The following is a 9,517-nucleotide window of genomic DNA, read 5'->3' as shown; positions in this document are numbered from 1 at the left end:
CCGTCCTTCAGCCTCAGTTCGCACAGCGAATGACGCGTCAGAAATGTGAACATTAACAACGTTATACATATCATTAATACACACCAGAACAGGGTGCTTCGCAGCAGTTTCATGGCCTTCTTCTCCTGTCAACGCAAAGCAGAAGTGTCACCTTCGGTGCGAAACAGAGATGTCATGCTTTGGTTCAGAGAATGCGTTTGACCGCCTCGCTATATACTTCCGAGCGTTCTCTTTTCCCAACAGAAATCACGAAAACGACAACTTTCTCGTCTATAACCTGGTATACAAGGCGATAGCCTGAAGACCGGAGCTTAATCTTGTAACAATCAGGCATACCACGGAGCTTGTTTGCTTCAATCCGGGGTGACTCAAGTACTTCAACCAGCTTCTTTTTCAACTGTTCACGTACCGTCGAGCCCAGCTTTCGCCATTCCTTTAGTGCCCGCTCGTCAAAATCCAGAAAATACGCCATCAGAGTTCATCCAGCGTCACACGTACTGGCTTAGGATTACGAAGTCGTTCTTTCACTATCTCCACAAGTTCAGCATCTTCATCACTCAGGAGTGTCTGTTTGAACGGCAAGCGTTCATTGTCAGCGATATACTCGAGCATGAGACGAAGCGCTTCAGAAGGAGTTACGCCCATTTTTTCAAGCGCGGCGTAAGAACGCGCTTTAAGTTCATCGTCAATACGTAGGTTAATGCTACCCATGTCTTACACCCCTTGTAATTACAAATGTCATTACAAGTATCGCACTACAACATGCTTAGGGCAAGTCACGAAGTAAGTCAGAAAGTAGTCGTAAGAACGGTGATCACTGTCCGCTTTGTGCCAGAAGCGGACTTTTTAAAAATATTGCGTGCCCAACAATTGGGCGCAGGTCACATCAAGTACCCTCAGAATTATAGAGAATACCTGAAATTTTTGTAGAGCGAGGTTTGTTACCCTGCCCGACCAGCGACATGTGGTTAGTTTAGTGATCAGAAATGTCGAGCGTTTGGTCGTTCATTGACGCGGGATCTTCCAACGGTTCCACATGAGTGGTGATATGGATAAAAGGCAGTGCGGTGCGGATATCATTCTCTATACGCTCGGCCCAGTCGTGCCCATATTGAACAGTCCATCGCCCAGGAACTAGGATGTGCATTGTCATAAACGCCCGCCCGCCAGCCTGGCGTGTACGTAGTGCATGGAAATCAAGCCCCTGTTCACGATATCCTGCCAGCAGTGACTCGATTTTTTTGAGTTCTTCCGTGGGTAGCGATACGTCCATCAGACCTGCAGCTGAACGACTCATAAGCTGATAACCAGTCCAAACGATGTTGGCTGCGACCAGCAATGCAACGATCGGATCGACCCAAAACCAGCCGGTCAGATAAACCAGTCCGACACCAAAAATGACACCGACCGACGTCCAGACATCGGTCAGCAGGTGATGAGCATCTGCCTCAAGAGTGATAGAGTTGTGCTGCCTGCCAGCCCTTAACAAAATGCGAGCCGTCACAAAATTAAGGATTGATGCGACTGTTGAAACCAGTAATCCGAGACCAATCTCCTCAAGCGGCTGTGGAGTTAACATCCGCTCAACTGCGGTATAGGCGATACTGGCTGCCGCCAATAGGATCAGAAATCCTTCGAAAGCACTCGAGAAATATTCGGCTTTGCCGTGCCCATATGCATGGTTCTCATCGGCCGGAAGCGCAGCCAAGGTCAGCATCCAGAGCGCCATTAGGGCTCCTGCGAGGTTAACTACGGATTCGATGGCATCAGATAGCAGACCGACCGAACCGGTCATTTTCCACGCCACACCTTTGAGTCCGATAGTGGCAATAGCCGTGGCAATGGAAAGCCAAGCGTAGTGCGTCAGCGGACGAGGTAACCCTTTTGTTTTAGTCATTATTAACTTCCTAAAATAGGACGACTAACTCACATTTCTATCCATGATAGATAATTAAACAATCATTTCGCCATGAATATTTTTTCGTTTTTATTAAATTTAATTAAAAAGTCTCTGCAAGTGCTGTTTCATCTTCTAGTAAACTAAATTTTATTTTTAGGGTTTTCTTCAACTTGAAGTAATATTATCTCACAACAGATTAGTCACTTAGGTTAACTGAGCGGCTTTTATATTTTTCAATTAAAATATGCAAAACTCCCATTGCACCATGTGCATAAAAATAGACCTCAATGAAAGTAGTAAAGAACTTATGCCAGTGGATTACTGTTTCAGCCAGATTTGACTGCATGGTATTCAACAAGAACCATAGGCCACCTGAAAGTGCTACAATTAGCAATGCTAGAACTCCAAATCCTTGGATTGTACTGGCAATACCTCCCGAATGTGCATCGGGCAGTCGGAAACTAGTCAACGTTTTTATATCTTGCTTAATACCACTAAAGTCAAGCCCTACCCATGAAAAATAATAAGTAAAACCTCTTTGAGTAAGCATCCAACTTAACATAATAAAACCACAAATAATCAGTCCTAACCCTGAAATAATGTGCATCCAGGTTATAACTCCTTCAAGACTATGTTCACCAATTGCTTCGGTCTCTGTCAGATTAGAGTTAATAATTTGTGATAATATTAGAAATGCCACAATGATGTGAAGAATACGAAAAAAAGGAGCGTAATCATGGGGTAATAGATTCCAGAGTCGCAATTTCATTAATGAGTCCTTAGTAAATTTATCGATGATCTTAATCATACAAAAGAATTATTAGGATAACCTTAATTCTTAAAATTGCAGCAGGCATTAGTTCACCTCTGATATGGCCACTTGCGAAATGGGAATGGTAACTGTTATTACTATGTGTTTACTTGCTGTTCTTGTTACGCAGCCCCTTAAACACATTACTTTCAAATATGATTTCCTGCTGGGTTTAAATATGTGTCTTTCTATAGTGCGGCAACCTATTTTTACACCAACTCATGAATTAAATAAGAATCATAAATTAAATGAGAGGTTTAATTCTCTTGCTTAACGCGATGATATTAAATGGAAATTTTAATTTTTGTAATTTATTAAACAGTTAGAATGAGACATGGTAAATACGATCTTCCTTTAGATAATTCTGATAGCACTTTTTCTACTGGGCAGTCTGCAATGTCCGCTTCTCGCTCTTAGCGGACATTAGCATAGGCTATTTACCATAACGCCGCATTACGCGTACCGCTCAGACGGCCTGAGCGCGTTTCTGACGTGTCCCCGTTAAAAACAGTAACAAACCACCCGAAAATGCACGCCAGAAACGCTACGTAAGAATCTATCCTATGACTGGATATGCACTCAACTGAATAACGCCTGGTTTCAGTCCATTTTATCGGGATCAGCCTTCTTTCTGGGTAATTTAGGGGGCTTCACTTGCTGATTACTTTGCGTGCGGCGCGTGAGCCAAGGATGGTCAGCTTTAGGTTTTACGTAGAATTTTGAGCGTAAATCAAAACGGGCATTATCCACACGTTCATGGACACTTTTTTCATCATCCAGTGGTATAGGCTCCGGGCCATCAACATATTTTTCCCATCCCAACGCTTTCCCATCATACAGAACCTTAATTTCACCGTTAAAGCTTTCGCATACCGTGACAACCGAATGCCGAAGTCGATATCCCCGGCCTTCACTGCGAATCTGAAACGCACTGCTTTTGTACTGGAAAGTGAGATTTTTGGAGAGAACGCGCTTCGCCTGGAGGCTGAAGATATAACCCAGTTCCTCTTCAGAATGGTGTACATCAAGATGGGCGTTATCAGCAATACGAGGCGGCGTAGCAAACCGGTTGTTATAGGCTTCAATAAAGGTCGGCAACCATGCGTTTGCTGTTTCAATATCACTGATACCCTGAAGCCGCATTTCTTTGACCAGCCTGTCCTGCAGTGTCTGATTGGCACGCTCTACCCGCCCTTTTGCCTGCGGGCTGTTGGCATGGATTGGCTCGATGCCCAGTGTCTTTATCGCACGTGTGAACTGAGTCAACTCTCCTTCCCGCTCCGGGTTATTTACTCTGAATATACTGTGTCTGTCAGAATAGAGAGCCAGTGGTACGCCATGATCATTAAGGTAACCCCGGAGGGTTTCCATGTAAGCCCGGGTTGTTTCTGCAGGAGCGAATCGTAGCGCCATCAGAGCGCTGGTAGCATCATCGATAAAGACTATCAGTGTGCATTTGGGGCCCCGACCTTCAAACCAGTCATGAGGCGAGCCATCAATCTGGATGAGTTCACCGTAGGATGGGCGCCGCATCCGGCGCTGATAAATTCGGGCAAACTTACGACGACGTTCGCGCCATATGCCCTCCTCTACCATCCACTTCCTGAGAGTTTCAATGGATAAACACAAGCCGTGTATCTCGCGCAATTTTTCGCACGCAAGCGTAGGTCCAAAATCAGCGTAGCGGCCTTTGAGGAGTGAAATTACTGTTGCTCTGAATTCGGTAGAAAAGGAATTATTGGGACGCTTTCCACGTCGGCGGGAAACTAGACCAGAAGGCCCTTCATTTCTATACCGTTGCACCAGACGTTTAACCTGCCGAATAGAAATGCCAATGCGTGCCGCAGCTTGTTCCTGAGTAATATGGCGATTAAGTGACTCCTGAATAATGTGAAGTCGGTCGAGTTCCTTATGACTCATCGTAACAGTCTCTTTGATCATGAAAAATCCCCCAGAGAATTGTCTGGGGACATTTTAGAATGGTTCAAAGGGGACATTACAGCTTGGTGTTAACATGGCCTTCTTCTCCTTGCCTTACGGCGGGTAAGAGGCTATCCTGATGTTGTTCAAGCATGCAGATGGCCTCGTTGGTTAATTGAAAAATTACCTTCGGGGCTTTCTTCTTTCTGCCTCACAACAATGTTACACACCACGTGAACGTCATGGGGCAAAAAGCCTCAAGCGCCATCGCCATTATATTCCTTTGTCGATCATCTGCCCAGGAATAACAGTCTGAAAACTGTATAAATCCTCATCGTTTTTCCGCGTCATTCAGCCGCTGAAATCCCCAGCGCCGCCCGAATTTCAGCGGCTCGCTGTTCGCTTCCGGCGGCCACGTCGGCGTTATAGACAAGGCTGATCATCGCCTGCAACATTTCACAGTCATCGCGCTCCAGCCGGGCATCGAGACGGTACAGAATCTTCCCGCTTTCAGCATGCCGGAACACGGTTCCTGTCTCTTTTGGTCGAACCTGCGGCTGATAATCCTCAATATCCCTCCCGGTTATCCGTACCTTCTGACCACTCCCGGATCTGATCTTCGAGCGCTTCAAGGTGCTTGTCTATACTCTCCGCCAGCTGCTCGCTTTCGTTTTCCAGCCAGCCACTCAGGCCGTCCCACTCGCAACACATCTCTTTCAGCTTTGCAGACATGGTACGGAGCTTGTTACGCTGGCTCCGGGCGATCTTCAACTCAGTCTTGCAGGGATTGTTTCTCATTCTGCCCCCTGCTGATACCGCAACTTGTTCGGAACCTGCCAGCGTTCAGCCGTGCGGATATTCTCCGGAGTTTCCCGGACAATAAACGGGATTTCGTACATCACTGCATACAGCGGCTCGCCGCTGATGCGAAGCCATTCAAGTCCCTTCAGTGACGAGAACCGCGACTGCCAGCACCAGAACGGTGCGGCAAGCTCTGCCGCGTCAAACTCGTCGCTCCACCGGGTGTACCAGGCGCATACGGTTTCCGGTGACTGAAAACTCAGGTCTATTTTTGCCTGCTCCAGCAGGTTTTGGCGTAGTTTCCAGCGCTGTTCGTACTCACGAGACTGGCGGCGCAGCTGGCGCGAAGTCTTAATGCCGGACCTGTGCAGCCGTCGAACCGTTTGGGTGTGCATGACTTCAGGAAATAGTTCGGCCTGTACGTCAATCGTGAGCGGCAGCGGGCAGGCTTCGCCACTGGTGGCAATCATCGTATTAAGCGCCTCCTCGACCTGTTTCAGGTTCGAATGACGGTTATTTGGCACCCAGTGCAGACCAGGTATTTTATTGGCCACCGTAGCGTTGAGACGTCCGCTGCCCGCGAGAAGCCGCAGAAAGGTACGCACATACGGCATGGCAGGCAGTCGTGCGCCGCGTTCGCGGGCAGACTCAACATGGCTGATAGCCTGTATTGCAGCCTGACGGGCGGGCTTCAGGGAAACGAGCGCGTGTGAGGACGGGATCATGCTGTCACCTCCACATTCATCAGCTTCGCCACGGTGCGGGCAGTGCAGTTAAAGCGTCGCATACCTGCCAGCTGCGCGATCAGCTGATTTATCCGGTCAGGCTGGAGCGTGTCGCTCTGGTAAAGGGTACGCACCACTTCACCGCCGGAGGATAGCAGCACCAGAAGCCAGTACGGCGAGACTTCGCCGGGGCTGCACACGCACAGATGCCAGTCATCACTACCGTCCGCGCTGAAGCGGCACTGGACGGGAAAGAAGCCGCCAAACTCGCTGCGGTATTCGGCGCAGACGCGCCATCCTTCAGGTGTCGACAGGAGGCCGGTCACGGCATCGCTGAGGGCGCGGCGCGCGTCCTCGCCCTGCTGACGGATAAACTCCAGGTCGGAGGCGGTCAGGGTGTTGATTCGGTTCAGGTCATATTGCATGGTCATGTCTGTTCCCGCCGCCCGAAGGCGGCGGCCTCCGGTATTAAGCAGCGTGGTCAGTGGTATCAGCGTCGGATTCAGTGGCTTCTTCTGCCTCAGCGGCTGGCGCAGGGCGCACCATCCAGTCAGGCAGCCAGCCCTGAGCATTCAGATCCTGTTCGGCGGCCTTCGCCGCATCGCGGCGCTTGAGCTTCACAATCTCTCCGGCGCGGGCACTCAGTCCGGCTTCTTCGTAGGCTTTGCCGATCTGGGCGATGGTGAGCTTGCCGAAGTAGCTCTCTGCACCCGGTTGCCACCACTTGCGCAGGTCAAAGTCCAGCGCCGCTTCCAGCCCGTCCAGATCACTGGTGTCCGTGCGGTTATACAGGCGTTCCTGAATGCCGTTGATACCGTGCGCTGCACAGAAACCCAGCAGGGTGTTCACCTGCTCTGCTGACCATGACAGCAGCCAGGTGAAATCGAGATGCCAGTTTTCGGGCAGCGTTGCCTGAAGCGCCTCTTTCTGTGCTTTAAGCGCCGTCAGCGCCTTCCCTTCTTCACCAGATGGAGCCAGTGATGCAAGGTGATACTGATTCGAGGTCACATAAGCTTTCAGCGGTTCGCTGCGCTTTCCGTAGCTGCGGTCAAACATACTGAGACACAGTGTCCACGTCAGCAGCGCCACCGATACATCGGGGCGCCCCGCCAGTTCCGCCTGAACGGCGAGAGTGCGCTCCGCAGACATGGCCTTAACCAGCGTAGCCGAGTAGGCGTCAGCGGGAATCTCAGGTGTGGTGTGTCTGATTACGTTATTTTCACGTTCCTGACGAACCAGTTCTTCTGCTTCCCGGTCTTCGTCGGTCAGCTTGCGGATTCCAGGCTGAACCTTAAAACTGTCACTATCCCATGAGACCCAGATACCGTGCGCGGCGCGAAATTCCGGCGTGGCTTCGCGGTACGTCGCCTCGCAGTGAATGTCATCGATCTGCTGCTGAAACTCGTATTCATCATCATAGTTTTCAGTGGCTTCCATTTTTTCTTCCAGCTCACTGATACGCTTCTGTTCTTCTTCCGTCAGTACAGCTTTCGGCATGGCAAAACGGAACTGTTCGCTATCCTCACCGCTGGCGCGCAGCTCTGTCATACGGAATTCAGCCCAGCCCCAGCCCTGCTCCTGTTTAAGACGGGCGGCAAGTACAGTGAGCTTGCCAGCCAGCAGAGATTTCACCATTGATGCATCGGCAAAGGTGCTGTCCTTATCGCTAAACAGGTCGGCAGTCAGCGTACCGCCAGCAGCGGTATAGGCTCCCTCGCCCACATACTCAAACATCGGGTGACTGATGGCCATCTTGTCGTCGGTCACCATTTTGCGCAGGAACTGTACGGCAGGATTGCGCCACTGTAGAACAGCCTCTTTCCAGACCTGCTCCTGACGCTCATGGGTATCAGCAAGTGTCAGAACTTCACACTGTTCAAGGGAGATTTCATCCCGCGCGAGCGCATCCAGCAGTGAGGGGGCAAGATTCGCCAGTTTCAGGCAGCGCTGAACGTGGCGCGGGTGGTAGCCCATCAGCGCGCCGATCTGAGCGGGCGTTTTTCCTTCCTGCTGAAGAGTGCGAAAACCGATTATCTGCTCGGCAGGATGCATGTTTTTGCGTCGGCCGTTCTCGATCATCGAGGCCGCCACCGCCATCTCCACGGGCAGGACTTTCACCGGAACAAACGGCGTCTCTGCATCGAGCACACCGCGAATCACCAGAATGCCTGTGCCTCTGCGGCGACCTTCCCCGCCGACAATGCCGATCGTACCGTCCGGCAGTTCTGCACCGATCAGGTTTTGCAAGATGCCCATTGCCTGAATGCTGTCTGCCATCTCTTCCACTTCCTGTTCGGTATGCGGAATGATGCGCGTGTTTAAGTCAGTGGGTGACAGGCGGGAGTACGGGAAGATTTGTACGGGCGTATCAGCGAGCAGCTTGATGAGCTTATGTTCGGTAGACTGCGCGTTTTTTTCCGCAGATTTAGTCTGACGGGTGGTTTTAGCGGTTTTTTTTGCCGTAGTATTGGTGGCGACCATAATTTTTACCTCTCAGTGATAGTTGTGGTTAGCCGTGGCCGGATTGCCCTCCGGTCACGGCGCTCGGTTACTCGATAATGCGTTTCGGGTGTGCAGCCAGTGCCGCAAAGGACGGATATCCGTCGAGTACCTGAATCATGGCTTTTGCCCCATCGAGGACTGCTGAATCTGTCTCACTGGCAAGGTTTTCACATACGTTAATCGTTGCCAGAAGCCCTGATTTCACGTCTGAAAAACGCTCATGCATGCGTGTGCTGAAGAGGACACGTTTTCCCCTTGCAACCACACGCCAGTTGTCACAGTCATTAAAACGGGTGTCCACGTTGTCAAACTCGATCACGTGGGTGTCGCTGGCCTGAATGCGCAGCAACTTCACAATTTCGGTGCTCTGCCCGACCTTTCTGGTCGCCGGACGGTTGTTGCGGTTCTGCATGTTTTCTCCTTTTTAGGTTAAGGCCGGACACCCGGCCTCCGGTTACCGCTGCACGTATTGCAGGTTGCGTTTCAGTTCAAAAAGAAAATCCGGCTCAAATGACCAGGCGCGCCAGTTAAGCTTTCCGTTGGTGCGGATCTCAACCTGCACGTCGCCGTATCGGGACACATCGGATACGGTGACAGTGACCCCCGCTTTCAGCGCAGTGGCCTGAGCCACCCACTCCCGTGCGACAGAAACAGGGTTTTGTTCTTCCCCTATCTTCCTGGAAGATTCTTGAGCGGCGGTGTTGACGTTCTGTGTGTTCATCCTGGTTTTTTCCTCTCGATGGTTAATCCATCTCCCTGGTGAGTTCTCTCGCGGCGAAGGGCAAAGGAGCGACAGACGCGGGCAGAAAACAAGGGCGCCGCAGGCGTGCATTTCACCCTTGTTTTCTGAACGGGGAT

At 50.7% G+C, this 9,517-nt stretch carries 14 protein-coding genes and 1 pseudogene; 1 reads left to right on the top strand and 14 read right to left on the bottom strand.

All coding sequences use genetic code 11. From position 1 onward, the window contains the following. The 3 genes from G9X48_RS21375 to relB all read right to left on the bottom strand — a co-directional run. Nucleotides 1-69, bottom strand: a 69-nt coding sequence (locus G9X48_RS21375; protein ID WP_243760744.1) for a hypothetical protein, incomplete at its 3' end; no start/stop codon positions are given. Nucleotides 70-184: 115 nt separating this feature from the next. Continuing rightward, nucleotides 185-472 carry a type II toxin-antitoxin system mRNA interferase RelE gene (gene relE / locus G9X48_RS01670; RefSeq protein ID WP_000323025.1) on the bottom strand — a complete coding sequence of 96 codons (288 nt, stop codon included), beginning with the start codon at nucleotides 470-472 and terminating at the stop codon, nucleotides 185-187. After that, nucleotides 472-711 carry a type II toxin-antitoxin system antitoxin RelB gene (gene relB / locus G9X48_RS01665; protein ID WP_000534858.1) on the bottom strand — a complete coding sequence of 80 codons (240 nt, stop codon included), beginning with the start codon at nucleotides 709-711 and terminating at the stop codon, nucleotides 472-474. Before relB ends, relE begins: the two co-directional genes overlap by 1 nt. A gap of 24 nt (nucleotides 712-735) precedes the next feature. Between relB and ydfV the strand changes: the two are divergent. Continuing rightward, nucleotides 736-840, top strand: a pseudogene (ydfV, locus tag G9X48_RS21370) (protein YdfV); the annotation flags it as partial. A 133-nt stretch (nucleotides 841-973) separates the two neighbouring features. Here the strand turns inward: ydfV and G9X48_RS01660 are convergent. The 11 genes from G9X48_RS01660 to G9X48_RS01610 form a co-directional block, all read right to left on the bottom strand. Continuing rightward, nucleotides 974-1,897, bottom strand: a complete 924-nt coding sequence (locus G9X48_RS01660) for a cation diffusion facilitator family transporter (RefSeq protein ID WP_000167917.1) — start codon at nucleotides 1,895-1,897, stop codon at nucleotides 974-976. 199 nt (nucleotides 1,898-2,096) lie between these two features. Then, a complete protein-coding gene (locus tag G9X48_RS01655; RefSeq protein WP_001515348.1) occupies nucleotides 2,097-2,669 on the bottom strand; it encodes a cytochrome b/b6 domain-containing protein in 573 nt (190 codons plus the stop codon). A gap of 642 nt (nucleotides 2,670-3,311) precedes the next feature. Continuing rightward, the gene (locus tag G9X48_RS01650) at nucleotides 3,312-4,652 is read right to left on the bottom strand and encodes an ISNCY family transposase (protein ID WP_000589001.1); all 1,341 of its coding nucleotides are present in this window, start codon (nucleotides 4,650-4,652) and stop codon (nucleotides 3,312-3,314) included. Nucleotides 4,653-4,707: 55 nt separating this feature from the next. Next, nucleotides 4,708-4,785 carry a DUF5431 family protein gene (locus G9X48_RS01645; RefSeq protein ID WP_166499908.1) on the bottom strand — a complete coding sequence of 26 codons (78 nt, stop codon included), beginning with the start codon at nucleotides 4,783-4,785 and terminating at the stop codon, nucleotides 4,708-4,710. Nucleotides 4,786-4,978: 193 nt separating this feature from the next. Continuing rightward, on the bottom strand, nucleotides 4,979-5,158 hold the full coding sequence (locus G9X48_RS01640) for a hypothetical protein (RefSeq protein WP_007853453.1): 180 nt from the start codon (nucleotides 5,156-5,158) through the stop codon (nucleotides 4,979-4,981). 40 nt (nucleotides 5,159-5,198) lie between these two features. Continuing rightward, complete coding sequence (locus tag G9X48_RS01635; protein ID WP_007853455.1) at nucleotides 5,199-5,363, bottom strand: hypothetical protein; 165 nt, start codon at nucleotides 5,361-5,363, stop codon at nucleotides 5,199-5,201. 62 nt (nucleotides 5,364-5,425) lie between these two features. Then, nucleotides 5,426-6,157 carry a plasmid SOS inhibition protein A gene (locus G9X48_RS01630; protein WP_007871824.1) on the bottom strand — a complete coding sequence of 244 codons (732 nt, stop codon included), beginning with the start codon at nucleotides 6,155-6,157 and terminating at the stop codon, nucleotides 5,426-5,428. Then, a complete protein-coding gene (gene psiB / locus G9X48_RS01625; RefSeq protein ID WP_007853461.1) occupies nucleotides 6,154-6,588 on the bottom strand; it encodes a conjugation system SOS inhibitor PsiB in 435 nt (144 codons plus the stop codon). The genes G9X48_RS01630 and psiB overlap by 4 nt, the downstream gene beginning before the upstream one ends. A 37-nt stretch (nucleotides 6,589-6,625) precedes the next feature. Beyond that, complete coding sequence (locus G9X48_RS01620) at nucleotides 6,626-8,638, bottom strand: ParB N-terminal domain-containing protein (protein ID WP_007853464.1); 2,013 nt, start codon at nucleotides 8,636-8,638, stop codon at nucleotides 6,626-6,628. 67 nt (nucleotides 8,639-8,705) lie between these two features. Further along, complete coding sequence (locus G9X48_RS01615; RefSeq protein WP_007853466.1) at nucleotides 8,706-9,071, bottom strand: hypothetical protein; 366 nt, start codon at nucleotides 9,069-9,071, stop codon at nucleotides 8,706-8,708. 42 nt (nucleotides 9,072-9,113) lie between these two features. Continuing rightward, nucleotides 9,114-9,517: hypothetical protein (locus tag G9X48_RS01610; RefSeq protein ID WP_243760743.1), on the bottom strand; the 404-nt coding region annotated here is incomplete at its 5' end.

The sequence above is a fragment of the Cronobacter sp. HA18006 genome (assembly GCF_011605445.1).
In the GTDB taxonomy this organism is placed as follows: Bacteria; Pseudomonadota; Gammaproteobacteria; order Enterobacterales; family Enterobacteriaceae; genus Cronobacter; species Cronobacter sakazakii.
The sequence above is the reverse complement of the archived record's forward strand: the minus strand, read 5'-3'. Positions and strand labels throughout refer to the sequence as shown.

Excerpts from the sequence above, each read along its gene's own strand:
- G9X48_RS01635 (WP_007853455.1), bottom strand. The coding sequence starts at position 5,363 with ATGTCTGCAAAGCTGAAAGAGATGTGTTGCGAGTGGGACGGCCTGAGT.
- relE (WP_000323025.1), bottom strand. The coding sequence starts at position 472 with ATGGCGTATTTTCTGGATTTTGACGAGCGGGCACTAAAGGAATGGCGA.
- G9X48_RS01655 (WP_001515348.1), bottom strand. The coding sequence starts at position 2,669 with ATGAAATTGCGACTCTGGAATCTATTACCCCATGATTACGCTCCTTTT.
- G9X48_RS01620 (WP_007853464.1), bottom strand. The coding sequence starts at position 8,638 with ATGGTCGCCACCAATACTACGGCAAAAAAAACCGCTAAAACCACCCGT.
- G9X48_RS01645 (WP_166499908.1), bottom strand. The coding sequence starts at position 4,785 with ATGCTTGAACAACATCAGGATAGCCTCTTACCCGCCGTAAGGCAAGGA.
- psiB (WP_007853461.1), bottom strand. The coding sequence starts at position 6,588 with ATGACCATGCAATATGACCTGAACCGAATCAACACCCTGACCGCCTCC.
- G9X48_RS01630 (WP_007871824.1), bottom strand. The coding sequence starts at position 6,157 with ATGATCCCGTCCTCACACGCGCTCGTTTCCCTGAAGCCCGCCCGTCAG.
- relB (WP_000534858.1), bottom strand. The coding sequence starts at position 711 with ATGGGTAGCATTAACCTACGTATTGACGATGAACTTAAAGCGCGTTCT.
- G9X48_RS01615 (WP_007853466.1), bottom strand. The coding sequence starts at position 9,071 with ATGCAGAACCGCAACAACCGTCCGGCGACCAGAAAGGTCGGGCAGAGC.
- G9X48_RS01660 (WP_000167917.1), bottom strand. The coding sequence starts at position 1,897 with ATGACTAAAACAAAAGGGTTACCTCGTCCGCTGACGCACTACGCTTGG.
- G9X48_RS01650 (WP_000589001.1), bottom strand. The coding sequence starts at position 4,652 with ATGATCAAAGAGACTGTTACGATGAGTCATAAGGAACTCGACCGACTT.